Below are 16,976 nucleotides of genomic sequence, written 5' to 3' on the forward strand. Positions count from 1 at the left end.
GAAGGCGGCCCGGAGGGAGGCGACCCCCGGGGCTCCGCCCCGGACCCCGCTCCTCAATCGCCGGAGGGGCTGAAATCACGCCCGTGAGGGACGGCACCCAAGCCACCGCACACCCGCAGCCGGGATCCGGCGGAAGGGGACGTGCCGGTACATCGATGCCCGTCGCCACCGACGTTCACGCCTCATCCAACGGCGACGGGCTGATGCACCGGCACGGCCCCGACCCACGACGCTCCCGGCCGCCCCGTCAGACCCCGGAGGGACCCTCCGCGGATGCCGGGCCGGAGGCCGTCGCGCCGGTCAGGCCGAAGAGCAGGACCCGGGTGAACGAGCGCACCCACTCCTCGTCCGCGGGTTCCGCGCTGACCAGGGTGCGATGGACGACCGCCCCGGCGACCACGTCGAAGATCAGGGCGGCGGTGCGGTCGGCGGCGGCCGGGTCCGGCTCCGGGGGGAGTTCGCCGCGCTCCTGGGCGCGGGCGCGGCCCTCCATGACCAGGCGCTTCTGCCGGTCGACGATGGACGTGCGGATGCGCTCGCGCAGCGGCTCGTCACGGGTGGACTCCGCGACCACGGCCATCAGCGCCGTCTTCGCCTCCGGGCGGTCCAGGATCGCCGCGAACTGGAGCACCACGCCCTCGATGTCGGCGGCCAGACTGCCCCGGTCGGGGAGCTCCAGCTCGTCGAAGAGCTCGGCCACCGCGTCGACGACCAGTTCGTTCTTGCCCGCCCAGCGACGGTAGAGGGTCGTCTTGGCGACTCCGGCGAGGGTCGCCACGTACCCCAACGTCAGTTTGGACCAGCCGAGTTCGACCAGCGCCGTGCGGGTCGCCTCCAGGATCGCGGCGTCGGCGGCGGCGCTGCGGGGACGGCCCGTCCGGGCGGCCTGGGAGCGACATTGCATGTCAGTGACCATATCCGGCCGCATCACCGTCGATATCCGGCGGTTGTGTGAAGCCGTGAGGGAGATCACCGCAAGACGGTACGCGGGCATGTCCCCGTGCAGTTACGCTACGACTCGTAGCGAAAGCTCGACCGCGGCGACAACCGCACGGGCGCCAGGTGGGGACCCGGCGCCGAACAGGCCTGACACAGCCTGGCTTTCACGACGCTTTTCACACGTGCGCGAGGAAGGGGGAGGATGTACTCATGCAGCCACGGAACATGTCCATGAGCGGAGTCGTCGACCTCGCCGCGGTGAAGGCGGCCCAGGAGGCCAAGTCGAAGGCGGAGCAGGCGCGAGCCGAAGCCGCCAGGCAGGGCGGAGGCGGGGCCGTGACTCCCGCGAGCCTCGTCATCGACGTCGACGAGGCCGGATTCGAGCAGGATGTCCTGCAGCGCTCCACCGAGGTGCCCGTCGTCATCGACTTCTGGGCCGAGTGGTGCGAGCCCTGCAAGCAGCTGAGCCCGCTCCTGGAGCGGCTGGCCGTCGAGTACAACGGGCGCTTCGTGCTCGCCAAGATCGACGTCGACGCCAATCAGATGCTGATGCAGCAGTTCGGGGTCCAGGGGATCCCGGCCGTATTCGCGGTGGTGGCCGGACAGGCCCTGCCGCTCTTCCAGGGGGCCGCCGCCGAGGCGCAGATCCGCGGGACCCTCGACCAGCTCGTCCAGGTGGCCGAGCAGCGCTTCGGCCTGACCGGCCTGACGGTCGACGCCGACGCCGACGCCGGGCCGGGCGAGTCCCCCGCGGCACGGGAGGTGCCGGCCGGACCGTACGACGCTCTGCTGGAGGCCGCCGTACAGGCGCTGGACGCGGGCGACTTCGGCGGCGCCGTCCAGGCGTACAAGAACGTGTTGGGCGACGACCCGGGCAACACGGAGGCCAAACTCGGCCTGGCTCAGGCCGAGTTGCTCCAGCGGGTGCAGAGCCTCGACCCGCAGCGGGTGCGCCGGGACGCCGCCGAGAAGCCCGGTGACGTGGCCGCGCAGATCGCGGGGGCCGACCTGGACCTCGTCGGCGGCCATGTGGAGGACGCCTTCGGGCGGCTCATCGACACCGTGCGGCGCACGGCGGGCGACGACCGGGACGCCGTGCGCGTGCGGCTGTTGGAACTCTTCGAGGTCGTCGGCGCCGACGACCCCCGCGTGGTCGCGGCGCGCAGGGCCCTTGCCCGGGCGCTGTTCTGACCAGTCCGTAAACGCCAGGGCCTGTGATGCCCGGGTGAAAGATTGGCCGACAGGGACGCATGTGGCCGCGCTTTACCAAAACTTGGTAAACGCGGCCGCTGTTACTCGTAGTAAGTCGAGAGCGTTGAACTGTCTGATTCCGTCCGGAATTTGACCACTGTGTCACCCCTGGTGGTGCCACCCTGAGTCGCCACCCGATACCGACGGGTCGTTCTTCGGTTATCCCGCCGTTACTAGCCAGTAACGAACCCCCTTGTGCACGCGGCGAGAATGCACCACGATCGGCGACGCTCGGTCCATTCCCGCACCCCGACAGCCAATCGGGTCGGCGGACTTTCTGGGTCCCCACCGAGTAGGGCCGACAGCAGTGCGATCGGTTCTTGGGCAGGGGGGTCTTCGCCTTCCGGCGGAGCCTGTCCAGCAGGTTGTGCGTGATGTGTTCAGGCGCGACCAGTGGTTGTCGCTCGGGGGTGATCGCCGGTGATTCGGGTGCATTTCGCACCTCCGGGTACGGGCGCTCTCCTTCCCGAGGACGTAGCACTTCTCCCATCCCTGCCCGACTGAGCCGCCGCAACGTGGCAGTCAGGGCCAGGAGATGTACGTCCGAGAAGGAGGAAATTATGATGTCCCAGGTGCGTGGCGGGACCAGATGGAAGCGGTTCGCCGTCGTCATGGTGCCCAGCGTGGCGGCCACGGCAGCGATAGGTGTCGCCCTCGCGCAGGGTGCCCTCGCCGCATCGTTCAGTGTCTCCGGTCAGTCCTTCAAGGTGACCGCGGACAAGCTTGAGGGAACGGGCTTCTCGCAGTACGGAGCCCTGGACCAGGGCACGGGCCTCGACGGCAAGGCTGCGCTGCACCCCGTCGCGGTGTCGGCGTTCAAGAGCGCCGACATCACGAGCATGTGTCAGTCCGTCGTCACCCCGAACATCCCGGTGCTCGGTTCCGTCAGCCTCGTGCTGAAGGCGGGCGGCAGCGGTACGCCGGTTCACGCCGACAACCTCTACATCGATGTCGAGGAACTCGGCGCCGACGCGACGTTCAAGAACATCGACATCGGTGTTGCGGCCAAGGACGCCACCAAGGGTCCGGGCATGAAGGGCGGCGGCGAGCAGGCCAACCCCTTCGGCTTCGCCCAGCAGGCCGAGTCGGCCACGCTGACCAACGTGAAGCAGACGGCGTGGGCGACCACCGCCGGCACGTTCAAGCTCAGCGGTCTGAAGATGTCGGTGTCCCCCGGCGTCAAGGAGTGCTACTAAGCACCCCTGGGGCGGGCGTCGAGGCCCAGGCCGCTTCGCCCGCCCCGCCCGCTCCGCCCGTCGTGCGCGGAGCACTCAACGCGTACTTCTCACAGCAATGCCGTTCCAGGGAGCTGTTTCCATGAGCGCCGAGACCCCTGCCGCGCCCGGCCAGCACGATGAGCACTACCTTCAGGTGTTCCGGCGGAACTTCCGTAACTGGAGGGGCGATCGCCCGTTCTGGGCGGGTCTGTACATCGTGTTCGGTGGTTTCCCCATCGCCTACTTCCCGTACGCGCACCTTCACCTCGGCCATCTGACGCTGGCGATGTCCACCACCGCCGGTGCAGGGTCCCTGATCATCGGCGTACTCCTCGTCGTGCTCGGGGTCAGCCTCTGGTTCCAGAAGCACGTACGGACGTTCGCGGGGGTCGCCGCGATCCTCCTCGCCCTGGTGTCCATCCCGGTGGCCAACCTGGGCGGCTTCCTGATCGGCTTCCTGTTCGCCCTGCTCGGCGGTGCCATGGCGGTCTCCTGGGTTCCCGGAGAGCCCGAGGAGGGCTACGCCACGTCAAGTTCCCTCACCAAGCAGGACACGCCGGACGGTTCGGCGGCCGAGCCCATCGGGCACGAGGCCGCGGACGGTGCGGACGACCCGAACGATCTGTCAGGAACGAGCCCGACCAACGGGGCGAACGGGAGGCACAGTGCCGGCTGACGAGGTGACCCACGGGACTGATGTGGAGGGGTCCCGTGTGAGAACCGGGCCGCGCCACGCGGCCCCGAGGAAGCCGCTGTTCACCAGGTTCCAGATGCCCGCCGGCAAGGTGATAGCCATAGCGGCGATGCCGACGGCGGTGCTCATGGGCATGGGGTTCACCCCGACGCTCGCCCAGGCCGACGACCACTCCACCTCCAAGAGCCTCACGGCCGAGGAGTACCAGGCGTGTGTCGAGGCCGTCACCGGTGAGGAGGCGTCGGACACGGCGTCGCCCTCCGCCTCGGCGAGCGCGAGCGCTTCCTCGGACCAGGCCACGCCGAGCCCCTCCGCGTCGTCGGACTCGACGGACAAGGACACGGCCTCTTCGTCGGATTCAGGTTCCGACGACAAGGCCGAGCCCACCGCGTCCCCGTCGGCCTCCGCGAGCACGCAGGAGAAGGCGGCGGACAAGGCGGCGGACAGTGCCGCCTCCACGCCGACCCCCTCGGCGACCGAGAGCAGCAAGAACCCGCTCGACCCGCTGGGTGTCGGCGACGCCATCAAGGACATCCTCACGCCCGACGAGACGGCGAGCTCCACTCCGGCGCCGTCCGCCTCGGCGAGCGCGAGCGCGACCGCCGGTTCGGACACGTCGGACGGCAAGGGCGCCGCGGACACCGTCAAGGACACGACCGACAAGGTCACCGAGACGGTAGAGGACACCACCGACGAGGTCACCGACACGGCGTCGAAGGCCGCTTCGGAGACCACCGGGACGGCCGAGGACGAGGCCGCCGAGGCCACCGCGACGCCCAGCCCCTCCGCGAGTGCCACCACGGACGCCGCGGACTGCCCCGTCGCCACCGACGACGAGGGCGGCGTGGACAACCAGGTCGCCCTGCCGACCGAGCCCTGGTACCTCAACGCCAGTTCGCTGCTGCTCAAGGGCGCCGACTACCAGGGCATAGTCAAGGTGAAGACCGCCGACGGCACCGTCAAGAAGGTGCTGAAGTACGTCATATCCGACGGCACCGACATCGGCGATCTCCACCAGACCGTGAACGACAAGCAGTCCGGCAAGACCTACCACGTGCAGGCCGCCTCGGGTTCGACGTCCACGATCCGTGACGGCAAGACGATCATGTACACGGAGAGCATCTCCGGGAACCTGCTCGGGCTCATCCCGGTCACGTTCGACCCGGACAACCCTCCGCCGCTGAACATCCCGCTGATCTACTTCACCAAGGTGAAGGTCGTTCAGGCCGGCCAGTTCGGCGGCACCCTGCACGTCCCCGGACTCCACCAGTACACGACCGGCTGAGTCGTCCAGAGCCCGTCCGGGAGCCGCACAGAACGCTGAGGGCGCCCCCTGTTCGCAGGGGGCGCCCTCAGCGGCGTACGGCGGGCGGGGATCAGGCGGGGCCGGCCTCGCCCAGGTGGTGCACCCGGACCATGTTGGTGGTGCCGGGGACGCCGGGGGGCGAACCGGCGGTCATCACGACGACGTCGCCCTCGTTGAACCGCTTGAGCTTCTGCAGCTCGCGGTCGACCAGTTCGACCATCTCGTCGGTGCTGTTCACGAACGGCACGACGTGCGACTCGACGCCCCAGCTCAGCGTGAGCTGGTTGCGGGTGCCCTCGTCCGTGGTGAAGGCCAGGATCGGCTGGGCCGCGCGGTAGCGCGAGAGCCGGCGGGCGGTGTCACCGGACTTGGTGAAGGCCACCAGGCCCTTGCCGCCGAGGAAGTCGGCGATCTCGCAGGCGGCGCGGGCGACCGAACCACCCTGCGTGCGCGGCTTCTTGCCCGGGACCAGCGGCTGGAGACCCTTGGAGAGGAGCTCCTCCTCGGCCGCGGTGACGATCTTCGACATCGTCTTCACGGTCTCGACCGGGTACGCGCCCACGCTGGACTCGGCGGACAGCATGACCGCGTCCGCGCCGTCCAGGATCGCGTTGGCCACGTCGGAGGCCTCGGCGCGCGTCGGGCGGGAGTTGGTGATCATCGACTCCATCATCTGGGTCGCCACGATCACCGGCTTGGCGTTGCGGCGGCACAGCTCCACGAGGCGCTTCTGCACCATCGGGACCCGCTCCAGCGGGTACTCGACGGCCAGGTCGCCACGGGCCACCATGACGGCGTCGAACGCCGCGACGACGCCCTCCATGTTGTCGACCGCCTGCGGCTTCTCCACCTTGGCGATGACGGGGACGCGGCGGCCCTCCTCGTCCATCACCTTGTGGACGTCGTTCACGTCGTTGGCGTCGCGCACGAAGGACAGGGCGACCATGTCGCAGCCCATCCGCAGGGCGAAGCGCAGGTCCTCGACGTCCTTCTCCGACAGCGCGGGCACGTTCACGGCCGCGCCGGGCAGGTTGATGCCCTTGTGGTCGGAGATCACGCCGCCCTCGATGACGACCGTCTTGACCCGCGGGCCGTCGACCTCGACGACGCGCAGTTCGACGTTGCCGTCGTTGATGAGGATCTGGTCGCCGTGCGAGACGTCGCCGGGCAGACCCTTGTAGGTCGTGCCGCAGATGTGCTTGTCACCCGGCACGTCCTCGGCCGTGATGACGAACTCGTCGCCACGCTCCAGCTCGACGGGGCCTTCGGCGAAGGTCTCCAGGCGGATCTTGGGGCCCTGCAGGTCGGCGAGCACACCGATGGCGACACCGGTCTCGGCCGAGGCGGACCGGACACGGTCGTAGCGGCCCTGGTGCTCGGCGTGGGAACCGTGGCTGAAATTGAAGCGGGCCACATTCATGCCGGCCTGGATCAGCTCGACCAGCTTCTCGTGGGAGTCGACCGCGGGGCCGAGAGTACAGACGATTTTCGAACGGCGCATGGGGCGATCCTATCGGTTTGTTTCGCAACGGAATATTCCGTCTGGCGGAAGATACAAATGGGCGGGCGGGTGCTCAGGCGTGGCTTTCCGGCCCGCTCAGGCATTGCCCTTTCCGACCAGCGCGTACGTCTGTGTGGCGATTTCCAGTTCCTCGTCCGTCGGCACGACGGCGACCGCGACGCGCGCGTACGGCGGTGAGATGAGCCGGGGCTCCGCACCGCGCACGGCGTTCAGTTCGCCGTCGACCGCGAGCCCCAGTTCCTCCAGTCCTCTGATCGCGGCCTCGCGCACCGGGGCGGCGTTCTCACCCACTCCGGCGGTGAAGGCGACGGCGTCCACCCGGCCGAGGACCGCGTAGTAGGCGCCGATGTATTTCTTCAGCCGGTGGATGTAGATGTCGAAGGCGAGCCGGGCCTGTTCGTCCCCCTCGTCGACACGGCGGCGGATCTCCCGCATGTCGTTGTCGCCGCACAGGCCGATCAGACCGCTCTTCTTGTTGAGAAGAGTGTCGATCTCGTCCGTGGACATGCCGCCAACGCGCTCCAAATGGAAGATGACGGCCGGGTCCACGTCGCCGGACCGCGTTCCCATCACCAGCCCCTCCAGGGGGGTGAGCCCCATCGAGGTGTCCACGCACCGCCCGCCCCTGACCGCGGACGCCGAGGCCCCGTTGCCCAGGTGCAGCACGATGACGTTGACCTCCTCGGGCGCCTTGCCGAGCAGCTCGGCGGTCGTCCGGGAGACGTAGGCGTGCGAGGTGCCGTGGAAGCCGTACCGGCGGATGCGGTGCTCGTCGGCGGTCGCCACGTCGATCGCGTAGCGCGCGGCCGCCTCCGGCATCGTCGTGTGGAACGCGGTGTCGAAGACGGCGACCTGGGGGAGGTCCGGGCGCAGTGCCGTCGCGGTGCGGATGCCGGTGAGGTTCGCCGGGTTGTGCAGCGGAGCGACCGGGATCAGCCGCTCGATCTCGGCGAGCACCGCGTCGTCGATGACCGTCGGTTCGGTGAAGGCCTGTCCGCCGTGCACCACCCGGTGGCCGATGGCGGCCAGTTCGGGGGAGTCGAGGCCGAGTCCGTCCACCGCCAGTTCCTCCGCCATCGCCTTCAGCGCGGCGTCGTGGTCGGCGAACGTGTCGGCCCTCTCGCGGGTCTCGCCCGTCGTTCGCGTGGTGTGCCGCAGCAGGGAGGTTCCCTCGCCGATGCGCTCCACCAGGCCGACGGCCAGCCGGGTGCCGTCGCGCATGTCGAGCAACTGGTACTTCACCGACGACGAGCCGGAGTTGAGGACGAGGACCCGCACGGCCGGCGGGGCGGCGGGCTCCTTCGGCGCGGCGGCCGAGGGGGACGGGTGGTCGCTCACGGACGGGCAGCCTTCTGGTCGGGGGCCTGGGACTGGATCGCCGTGATGGCGACCGTGTTGACGATGTCCTGGACGAGCGCGCCGCGGGACAGGTCGTTGACGGGCTTGCGCAGACCCTGGAGCACCGGGCCGACGGCGATCGCGCCGGCCGAACGCTGCACGGCCTTGTAGGTGTTGTTGCCGGTGTTGAGGTCGGGGAAGATCAGCACGGACGCCTGTCCGGCGACCTTCGAGCCCGGCAGCTTGGTCGCCGCGACCGACGGCTCGACGGCGGCGTCGTACTGGATCGGCCCCTCGATCCGCAGGTCGCCCCGGCGCGCGCGCACCAGCTCGGTCGCCTCGCGCACCTTGTCGACGTCGGCGCCCGAACCCGAGGTGCCCGTGGAGTACGACAGCATCGCGATCCGCGGCTCGACACCGAACTGCCGCGCGGTGGCGGCCGAGGAGATGGCGATGTCGCAGAGCTGCTCGGCGTTCGGGTCGGGGTTCACCGCGCAGTCGCCGTAGACCAGGACCTTGTCGGCCAGGCACATGAAGAAGACGGACGAGACGATCCGCGACTCCGGCCTGGTCTTGATGATCTCGAACGCGGGCCGGATCGTCGCCGCCGTCGAGTGCACGGCCCCCGACACCATCCCGTCGGCGAGGCCTTCCTGCACCATGAGCGTGCCGAAGTAGTTCACGTCGGCGACGACGTCGTAGGCCAGCTCGACCGTGACCCCCTTGTGGGCGCGCAGTTCGGCGTACTTCTCGGCGAAGGAGTCCCGCAGCGGTGACGTCTGCGGGTCGATGATCTGGGTGGCGCTGATGTCGATGCCGAGGTCGGCGGCCTTCTTGCGGATCTGGTCGACCGGGCCCAGCAGGGTCAGATCGCACACACCCCGGCGCAGCAGCACCTCGGTGGCGTGCAGGACGCGCTCCTCGGTGCCCTCGGGCAGCACGACGCGACGCCGGTCGGAGCGGGCCTGCTCCAGGAGCTGGTGCTCGAACATCATCGGGGTGAGCCGGTCGCTGCTGGGCGCGGAGACCCGCTTCAGCAGGTCGGCGGTGTCCACATGCCGCTCGAACAGGCCGAGCGCGGTCTCCGCCTTGCGGGGCGTGGCCGCGTTCAGCTTGCCCTCCATGGCGAAGAGCACCTCCGCGGTGGGGAAGGAGTTGCCGGCCACCGAGACGACCGGGGTGCCGGGTGCGAGGCGGGCCGCGAGCGTGAGGATCTCGCTGCCGGGCCGCTCGTCCAGGGTGAGCAGGATGCCGGCTATGGGCGGGGTGCCGGCGCTGTGCGCGGCCAGCGTGCCGATCACCAGGTCGGCCCGGTCCCCCGGCGTGACCACGAGGCATCCCGGGGTCAGCGCCTTGAGGAAGTTCGGCAGCATCGCTCCGCCGAAGATGAAGCCGAGTGCGTCACGGGCGAGCCCCGCGTCGTCGCCGAGGAGCACCGTGCCGCCGAGCGCGTGGGTGATCTGCGCGACCGTGGGGGCGGAGAGCGCGGGTTCGTCCGGAAGGACGTAACAGGGCACCGGGAGCCGGGAGTCGAGCCGTTCCACGATCGCCGTGCGGTCCTCGGGGGCCACCCGGTTCACCACCATGGCGAGGACGTCGCACCCGAGCCCGTCGTACGCGCGATAGGCGTTGCGGGTCTCGGCGCGCACCGACTCGGCGCTCTGGCCCCGGCCGCCGACGACCGGGATCACGGACGCGGCGAACTCGTTGGCCAGACGGGCGTTGAGCGCCAGCTCGTCGGGCACCTGGGTGCCGGCGAAGTCGGTGCCGAGGACGAGGACGACGTCGTAGTCGCGGGCGACCAGGTGGAACCGGTCGACGAGCGTGGACACCAGCTCGTCGGTGCCCTGCTCGGCCTGGAGCGCGGACGCCTCGTGGTAGTCCATGCCGTACACCGTCGCCGGGTCCTGCGTGAGCCGGTAGCGGGCCCGCAGCAGCTCGAAGAGCCGGTCCGGACCGTCGTGCACGAGGGGACGGAACACCCCCACCCGGTCGACCTGGCGGGTCAGCAGTTCCATGACCCCCAGTTCGACGACCTGACGGCCGTCACCTCGGTCGATCCCGGTCACGTACACGCTGCGCGTCACGCGTGCTCTCCATCCGTTTCGTCGCCAGGCCGTGTCTGGGCTCGGAAAAAGGGCCCACCAACGTGAGCAGAACCCTCTTGACAATACCTCTGGCGCTGGCTAGGACGCCCGCCAGGAGAAACGTGCCGGTCAGCCGGGGGGCGGCCGCCGGGCCGCGCGGGCGGCGGCGGACGGAATCGGCGGGTCACCCCGGGCCGTGAAACAATCGAAGCGGCTCACACGAACCGGCAGGGAGCAGGAGACACAGCACGATGCGCATCGGAGTTCTCACCGCAGGCGGCGACTGCCCTGGCCTGAACGCAGTGATCCGGTCGGTCGTGCACCGAGCGGTCACCAACTTCGGGGACGAGGTCATCGGCTTCGAGGACGGCTACGCCGGACTCCTCGACAGCCACTACCGCACCCTCGACCTCAACGCCGTCAGCGGCATCCTCGCCCGCGGCGGCACCATCCTCGGCTCCTCCCGGCTGCAGCGCGACCGGCTCCGCGAGGCCTGCGACAACGCCCAGGACATGGCCCGTGAGTTCGGCATCGACGCGCTCGTCCCGATCGGCGGCGAGGGCACGCTCACGGCGGCCCGGATGCTGTCGGACGCGGGTCTGCCGGTGGTCGGCGTGCCGAAGACCATCGACAACGACATCTCCGCGACGGACCGCACCTTCGGCTTCGACACCGCCGTCGGTGTCGCCACGGAGGCCATGGACCGTCTGAAGACGACGGCCGAGTCCCACCAGCGCGTGATGGTCGTCGAGGTCATGGGCCGGCACGCGGGCTGGATCGCCCTGGAGTCCGGCATGGCGGCCGGCGCCCACGGCATCTGCCTGCCCGAGCGCGCCTTCGACCCGGCCGACCTGGTCGCGATGGTCGAGGAGCGCTTCGCGCGCGGCAAGCGGTTCGCCGTCATCTGCGTCGCCGAGGGCGCCCACCCCGCCGAGGGCACCATGGACTACGGCCACGGCGAGATCGACCAGTTCGGCCACGAGCGCTTCCAGGGCATCGGCACGGCCCTCGCGTACGAGCTGGAGCGCCGCCTCGGCAAGGAGGCCAAGCCGGTCATCCTCGGTCACGTCCAGCGCGGCGGCTCGCCGACCGCGTACGACCGCGTCCTGGCCACCCGCTTCGGCTGGCACGCCGTCGAGGCCGCGCACCGCGGCGACTTCGGCAAGATGACCGCGCTGCGCGGTACGGACATCGAGATGGTGCCGCTCGCGGACGCGACCACCGAGCTGAAGACCGTGCCGAAGGACCGGATGGACGAGGCGGAGTCGGTCTTCTAGGCCCCGGGACGCGGACTTCCGGGCTCCGGGACCCGGACTTCCAGGCCCGGGGACCCGGATGCGGAAGGTCGGTCCGGCGCCCGGCCGGGTGTCGGACCACGGCCCCGTCGGCGGCTCCCGCCCGGGCCGTGGTCCCTCATGGGTCCGGGATCTCAGTACGCGCCGGCGCGGACAGCTGTCCAGAAATGGTCGACGATCCGGTCGAGGAAGTCCTGGCCGGACTCGCCGGAGCCGGTGGCGGCCGGACCGCCGCCCCGGTTCGGTGTGGCGGCCATCCGCCCCTGGTAGTCGGTGTGCAGCTCCTGGAGCACGACCTCCAGGACGTCGCGCTCCAGCGGCACCACCTTCGCGACCGGGCGCACAGAGGCCTGCCACCGCGCCGTCACGGCGCCGCGCAGCAGGTCGGCGAGCCGGCCGTCGCGGCCCGTCACCGTGATGAAGTCGGGCAGCGAGAGGTCGAGCGCCTTGGCCAGCGCGGTCGACTGCCGCTCGTTTCCGCGCCAGGTGCCGGACTCCTCCATCCTTTCGTAGGCGAGGAGTTCGATCCCGACGGCGTGTGCCACGTCCTCCGGGGCGAGATCACGGGCGACGCGGTGTTCGCGCAACGTGCGCGGCGCTCCTATGAGTTCATTCGCGGAACACCACAACACGCCCGCGAGAGCGGTGAGTTCGGGACTGCTCGGCGCGGCGATGCCACGCTCCCAGGCGATGACCAGATCGGGTGTGGCGTACGGCAGCCCGTACGAGGCTCTCAGGCCGTACGCGACGTGCTCGGGCCCCATTCCGAGTGCTGCACGCAGTCTTCGGGCGGCCGGGGCGTTGAAGGGCGGGGTGGGCTGTTGGGCTTGCGGTCGGTGCACGCGCACAAGGTATGGGCCGGGGGCAGCGGTGACTACGGTCTGTTCGGCCACAATCACAGATTGTAGGAACATACGGTTTCGGCCGCGGCCCTGAATTCGCCGTGCCGTCGGGGGGCGTTCGGACTCGAAAGCCGGCCGAGGGCGACCGGGCCCTCCGCCGGGCTGTCTTCGGCCCGCCCGCGCCGGATCCGTCCGCGGGGACCCGGCCCGACGGTCAGCCCTTGATCCAGCGGTACTGGAGTTCCGGCCGTCCGACCGTCCCGTACTGCGGGGCGCGTGCCGCCCGGCCCCCCTCCACCAGGTGTTCCAGATAGCGCCGGGCCGTGATCCGGGAGATGCCGACGGCCTCGGCGGCCTTGGCCGCCGTCAGGCCGTCCGCGTGGTCCCTGAGGGTGACACTCACGCGTTCCAGGGTCGGCGCGCTCAGGCCCTTGGGCAGCGCGGCCGGACCGGGAGCCCGCAGGACGGCCAGCGCGCGGTCCACCTCGGCCTGGCCGCTCGCCTCGCCGGCCGCCGCGCGGAACTCCGCGTACCGGATCAGCCGGTCGCGCAGGGTGGCGAAGGTGAACGGCTTCAGCACGTACTGGACGACGCCGAGCGACACCCCCTCCCGTACGACCGCCAGGTCCCGCGCGGAGGTCACCGCGATGACGTCCGCGCGATGGCCGGCGGCGCGCAGCGAGCGTGCGAGCCGAAGGCCGTGCGTGTCCGGCAGGTGCAGGTCGAGCAGCAGCAGGTCCACGGGCGTTCGGTCCAGCGCGCGGCGCGCCTGCGCGCCTGTGTGGACCTTGCCCACCGCCGTGAAGCCGGGCACCCGGCCGACGTACATGACGTGCGCGTCGGCGGCCACCGGATCGTCCTCGACGACGAGCACGCGGATCGGATCGCTCATGCGCCACCTCCGGGCGGAACGGTCTCGGACGGCAGCGCCTCGGACCGCGCGCGCCGGGCGGGGCCCGCGTGCGGGACCGGGCCGGGACCGGCGTCGGGGTCCCGGTCCGGGCCGGGGCCGGTGCCCGGGGTCCGGGCCGGGGCGGGACCGGGATCCTGGGGCCGGTCCGCGGTGGGTCCTGCGTCCGGGGTCCGGGCCGGAACGGAACCGAGGGCCGGGGTGTCGTCCTGGGGCTGGGGCTGGGGCTGGGACTGGTTCGGGGTCGGGTCGGCGGGTGTGGTGGGGAGCGGCAGGCGTACCTCGAACTCCGCTCCGCCGTCCGCTCCTTCGCGCACGTTCAGCGTGCCCGCGTGCCGGCTCACCGTCTGGCGGGCCAGGGCCAGACCGAGACCACGGCCGCCGGGGCCCGCCGGTTTCGTGGACCAGCCGCGCCGGAAGACCTGCTCGGCGTGGGCGGGGTCCACCCCGGCGCCGGTGTCGGCGACCCGCAGCACCAGTGCCGACTCCTCGGTGAACGCCGTCACCGTGACGCGGGCGCCCGCCGTCCCCTGCGCCGCGTCCATCGCGTTGTCGATCAGGTTGCCGAGCACGGTGACCAGGTCGCGCGAAGTGAGCGAGGCCGGGAGCAGTCCGTCGTCGATGCCGCTGTCCTCGGAGACCACGAGCTCCACTCCGCGCTCGTTCGCCTGTGCCGCCTTGCCCAGCAGCAGCGCGGCGAGGACCGGTTCGCTGACCGCGGAGACCACCTCGTCGGTGAGCGCCTGCGCCAGCTCCAGTTCGGCGGTGGCGAAGTCGACGGCCTCCTCGGCGCGGCCCAGTTCGATGAGGGAGACCATCGTGTGCAGACGGTTCGCCGCCTCGTGCGCCTGCGAGCGCAGCGCCTGGGTGAAGCCGCGCTCCGAGTCCAGTTCTCCCGTCAGCGACTGGAGTTCGGTCACGTCGCGCAGGGTGACCACCGTGCCGCGGCGCTCGCCGCCGGACACCGGGGAGGTGTTCACGACCAGCACCCGCGTGTCCGTCAGGTGGACCTCGTCCACGCGGGGCTCCGCCGACAGCAGCGCGCCCGTCAGCGGCGCGGGCAGCCCGAGTTCGGCCACCGAACGGCCGACCACGTCGTCCGTGACGCCGAGCAGCTCCCGTCCGCCGTCGTTCATCAGCGCCACCCGGAACTGCCCGTCCAGCATCAGCAGCCCCTCGCGTACGGCGTGCAGCGCGGCCTGGTGGTAGTCGTGCATCCGGCTCAGCTCGGCCGCGTTCATGCCGTGGGTGGAGCGCCGCAGCCGGGCGTTGATGACGTACGTGCCGACGGCGCCCAGCAGCAGCGCGCCCGCCGCGACCCCGATCAGGGCCGTCACCTGGTCCTGGACGCGCTCGGTGATCGCCTCGACCTTGATGCCCGCGCTGACCAGGCCGATGGTCCGCCCGCCGTCCCGGACCGGGGTGACGGCGCGCACGGAGGGGCCGAGGCTGCCCGTGTACGTCTCCGTGAAGGACCGGCCCGCGAGCGCCGGGGCGGTGTGCCCGAGGAAGTGCTTGCCTATCAGCCCCTCCTCGGGGTGCGTCCAGCGGATGCCGCGCGGATCCATGATGGTCACGAAGTCGACGCCGGTGTCCCGCTGGACGCGCAGGGAGTACGGCTGGAGCTCCGCGGTGGGGTTCGCCGTGCCGATGGCGGCGTGGACGGACGGGGAGTCCGCGACCGAGCGCGCGACCGCCATCGCCTGGCGGCCCGCGGCCTCCTCGGCCTGGCTGCGGTCGCTGACGTAGGTGAACAGCGCGTATCCGGCGACGAGGACCGCGATGAGCACGGCCTGCATGCCGAAGAGCTGGCCGGCCAGGCTGCGCGGTCGCGGGACACGGGGAAGACGCATGCCGTTCAGTGTGCCTCGCCCGGCCGGGTGCGCCTCGGGCCGTACGGACTCGGCGTACCGACTCGTGTGCGGGCTCGGCGTACCGACGCGGCGTACGGGCTCGGCGTACGGGCTCGGCGTACGGGCTCGGCGTACCGACTCGACCGGGCGGTTCCGGTGGGGTCCGTGAACTCAATGAACGGAAGGGTGACCGCCCTCACACGCCGGGAGATAGTCCCCTCAGCCCGGGAGCGAAGCCTTCCGGATCCCCGGACGTGAGCCGCACGCCGGATGATGCCGATGACGTCGTCAAGGAGGGCAGCCGTGACCAGCACGCCGCAAACGGCACCTGCCGCACCCGCCGCCGAGCGGGACCGCACGCACTATCTGTACATCGCCGTGATCGGCGCCGTGGCCCTCGGGATCGCGGTGGGCCTGATCGCCCCCGACTTCGCCGTCGAGCTCAAGCCCATCGGCACGGGCTTCGTGAACCTCATCAAGATGATGATCTCCCCGATCATCTTCTGCACGATCGTGCTGGGCATCGGCTCGGTCCGCAAGGCCGCCAAGGTCGGTGCCGTCGGCGGTATCGCGCTCGGCTACTTCCTGGTCATGTCGCTGGTCGCGCTGGCCATCGGTCTGGTCGTCGGCAACATCCTGGAGCCGGGCAGCGGCCTGGCGATGACCGACGCGGTCAAGGAGGCCGGCCAGGGCCAGGTGTCGGCGGAGGCGCTGCCGCCGGTCGACTTCGTGCTCTCGATCATCCCGACCACGATGGTCTCGGCGTTCACCGAGGGCCAGGTCCTGCAGACCCTGCTCGTCGCGCTCCTGACCGGGTTCGCCCTCCAGGCCATGGGAGCTGCCGGACAGCCGGTCCTGCGCGGGGTGGAGCACATCCAGCGGCTCGTGTTCCGGATCCTCGCCATGGTCATGTGGGCCGCCCCGCTCGGTGCCTTCGGCGCGATCGCCGCCGTCACCGGTTCCGCCGGCCTGGACGCGCTCAAGAGTCTCGCCGTACTGATGCTCGGCTTCTACGTCACCTGTTTCCTGTTCGTCTTCATCGTGCTCGGCACGCTGCTGCGGGTGGTGACGGGCCTGAACATCCTCACGTTCTTCAAGTACCTGGGCCGCGAGTTCCTGCTGATCCTGTCCACCTCCTCCTCCGAGTCCGCCCTGCCGCGGCTCATCGCGAAGATGGAGCACCTGGGCGTCGGCAAGCCGGTCGTCGGCATCACCGTCCCGACCGGCTACTCCTTCAACCTCGACGGCACGATGATCTACATGACCATGGCCTCGCTCTACATCGCCGACGCGATGGGCACGCCCATGTCGATCGGGGAGCAGATCCCGCTCCTGCTCTTCCTGCTGGTCGCGTCCAAGGGCGCGGCCGGCGTCAGCGGGGCGGGCCTCGCCACGCTGGCCGGCGGCCTCCAGTCGCACAAGCCCGCCCTGGTGGACGGCGTCGGCCTCATCGTCGGCATCGACCGTTTCATGAGCGAGGCACGCGCGCTGACGAACTTCGCCGGCAACGCCGTGGCCACGGTCCTGATCGGAACCTGGACGAAGGAGATCGACAAGGAGCGGGTGTCCCGGGTCCTCGCCGGACAGCTTCCCTTCGACGAGAAGACCCTGCTGGACGACGCCGGCGCCTCCGCCGACGTCCACGCGGACGTGCCGGAGCAGGGCGGAGAGAAGGAGCCGGCCGCGGCGTAGGGGCCCCGAGAACGCCGGACGGCCGGGCAT

The 16,976-nt window shown here is 70.8% G+C and carries 13 protein-coding genes; 6 read left to right on the forward strand and 7 right to left on the reverse strand.

From position 1 onward, the window contains the following. Positions 1-247: 247 nt before the first annotated feature. Positions 248-904 carry a TetR/AcrR family transcriptional regulator gene (locus tag ACFYW9_RS02295; RefSeq protein ID WP_389143477.1) on the reverse strand — a complete coding sequence of 219 codons (657 nt, stop codon included), beginning with the start codon at positions 902-904 and terminating at the stop codon, positions 248-250. Between the two features lie 245 nt (positions 905-1,149). Between ACFYW9_RS02295 and ACFYW9_RS02300 the strand changes: the two genes are divergently transcribed. The 4 genes from ACFYW9_RS02300 (at position 1,150) to ACFYW9_RS02315 (ending at position 5,386) form a co-directional block, all read left to right on the forward strand. Continuing rightward, positions 1,150-2,130 (forward strand): tetratricopeptide repeat protein, encoded by a 981-nt coding sequence (locus ACFYW9_RS02300; protein ID WP_351859552.1) that lies wholly within the window; start codon positions 1,150-1,152, stop codon positions 2,128-2,130. 620 nt (positions 2,131-2,750) lie between these two features. Beyond that, entirely contained in the window at positions 2,751-3,386 is a 636-nt protein-coding gene (locus ACFYW9_RS02305) for a DUF6230 family protein (RefSeq protein ID WP_351859554.1), read from the forward strand. A gap of 121 nt (positions 3,387-3,507) precedes the next feature. Then, on the forward strand, positions 3,508-4,083 hold the full coding sequence (locus ACFYW9_RS02310; RefSeq protein ID WP_389143481.1) for a DUF6114 domain-containing protein: 576 nt from the start codon (positions 3,508-3,510) through the stop codon (positions 4,081-4,083). Continuing rightward, complete coding sequence (locus ACFYW9_RS02315; RefSeq protein ID WP_389143484.1) at positions 4,073-5,386, forward strand: hypothetical protein; 1,314 nt, start codon at positions 4,073-4,075, stop codon at positions 5,384-5,386. The genes ACFYW9_RS02310 and ACFYW9_RS02315 overlap by 11 nt, the downstream gene beginning before the upstream one ends. A gap of 91 nt (positions 5,387-5,477) precedes the next feature. Here ACFYW9_RS02315 and pyk read toward each other — a convergent pair whose 3' ends face one another. The 3 genes from pyk to pta all read right to left on the reverse strand — a co-directional run bounded on the left by pyk (position 5,478) and on the right by pta (position 10,354). After that, positions 5,478-6,908 (reverse strand): pyruvate kinase, encoded by a 1,431-nt coding sequence (pyk, locus tag ACFYW9_RS02320; RefSeq protein WP_351859560.1) that lies wholly within the window; start codon positions 6,906-6,908, stop codon positions 5,478-5,480. Between the two features lie 96 nt (positions 6,909-7,004). Continuing rightward, complete coding sequence (locus ACFYW9_RS02325; RefSeq protein ID WP_389143600.1) at positions 7,005-8,207, reverse strand: acetate kinase; 1,203 nt, start codon at positions 8,205-8,207, stop codon at positions 7,005-7,007. A gap of 56 nt (positions 8,208-8,263) precedes the next feature. Continuing rightward, positions 8,264-10,354 (reverse strand): phosphate acetyltransferase, encoded by a 2,091-nt coding sequence (gene pta / locus ACFYW9_RS02330; RefSeq protein ID WP_389143488.1) that lies wholly within the window; start codon positions 10,352-10,354, stop codon positions 8,264-8,266. Positions 10,355-10,605: 251 nt separating this feature from the next. On the opposite strand from pta, the gene ACFYW9_RS02335 reads away from it, so the two are divergent. After that, positions 10,606-11,631: an ATP-dependent 6-phosphofructokinase gene (locus ACFYW9_RS02335; protein ID WP_389143491.1), complete on the forward strand. Its 1,026-nt coding sequence runs from the start codon at positions 10,606-10,608 to the stop codon at positions 11,629-11,631. Between the two features lie 152 nt (positions 11,632-11,783). On the opposite strand, the gene ACFYW9_RS02340 is transcribed toward ACFYW9_RS02335, so the two are convergent. From ACFYW9_RS02340 to ACFYW9_RS02350, 3 genes are all read right to left on the reverse strand, one after another. Continuing rightward, positions 11,784-12,497, reverse strand: coding sequence for a helix-turn-helix domain-containing protein (locus ACFYW9_RS02340; RefSeq protein WP_389143603.1), 714 nt, complete (start codon positions 12,495-12,497; stop codon positions 11,784-11,786). Positions 12,498-12,705: 208 nt separating this feature from the next. Then, positions 12,706-13,383: a response regulator gene (locus tag ACFYW9_RS02345; protein WP_389143494.1), complete on the reverse strand. Its 678-nt coding sequence runs from the start codon at positions 13,381-13,383 to the stop codon at positions 12,706-12,708. Continuing rightward, positions 13,380-15,254: an ATP-binding protein gene (locus ACFYW9_RS02350; RefSeq protein WP_389143497.1), complete on the reverse strand. Its 1,875-nt coding sequence runs from the start codon at positions 15,252-15,254 to the stop codon at positions 13,380-13,382. Before ACFYW9_RS02350 ends, ACFYW9_RS02345 begins: the two co-directional genes overlap by 4 nt. 303 nt (positions 15,255-15,557) lie before the next feature. Between ACFYW9_RS02350 and ACFYW9_RS02355 the strand changes: the two genes are divergently transcribed. Further along, a complete protein-coding gene (locus ACFYW9_RS02355; RefSeq protein WP_389143500.1) occupies positions 15,558-16,946 on the forward strand; it encodes a cation:dicarboxylate symporter family transporter in 1,389 nt (462 codons plus the stop codon). The last annotated feature ends 30 nt before the right edge of the window (positions 16,947-16,976 follow it).

The organism is Streptomyces sp. NPDC002698 (genome assembly GCF_042888945.1).
In the GTDB taxonomy this organism is placed as follows: domain Bacteria; phylum Actinomycetota; class Actinomycetes; order Streptomycetales; family Streptomycetaceae; genus Streptomyces.

What these genes read in the sequence shown, in the direction of transcription:
- ACFYW9_RS02295 (WP_389143477.1), bottom strand. Translation starts at nt 904, where the DNA reads ATGCAATGTCGCTCCCAGGCCGCCCGGACGGGCCGTCCCCGCAGCGCC.
- ACFYW9_RS02300 (WP_351859552.1), top strand. Translation starts at nt 1,150, where the DNA reads ATGCAGCCACGGAACATGTCCATGAGCGGAGTCGTCGACCTCGCCGCG.
- ACFYW9_RS02305 (WP_351859554.1), top strand. Translation starts at nt 2,751, where the DNA reads ATGATGTCCCAGGTGCGTGGCGGGACCAGATGGAAGCGGTTCGCCGTC.
- ACFYW9_RS02310 (WP_389143481.1), top strand. Translation starts at nt 3,508, where the DNA reads ATGAGCGCCGAGACCCCTGCCGCGCCCGGCCAGCACGATGAGCACTAC.
- pyk (WP_351859560.1), bottom strand. Translation starts at nt 6,908, where the DNA reads ATGCGCCGTTCGAAAATCGTCTGTACTCTCGGCCCCGCGGTCGACTCC.
- ACFYW9_RS02335 (WP_389143491.1), top strand. Translation starts at nt 10,606, where the DNA reads ATGCGCATCGGAGTTCTCACCGCAGGCGGCGACTGCCCTGGCCTGAAC.
- ACFYW9_RS02345 (WP_389143494.1), bottom strand. Translation starts at nt 13,383, where the DNA reads ATGAGCGATCCGATCCGCGTGCTCGTCGTCGAGGACGATCCGGTGGCC.
- ACFYW9_RS02350 (WP_389143497.1), bottom strand. Translation starts at nt 15,254, where the DNA reads ATGCGTCTTCCCCGTGTCCCGCGACCGCGCAGCCTGGCCGGCCAGCTC.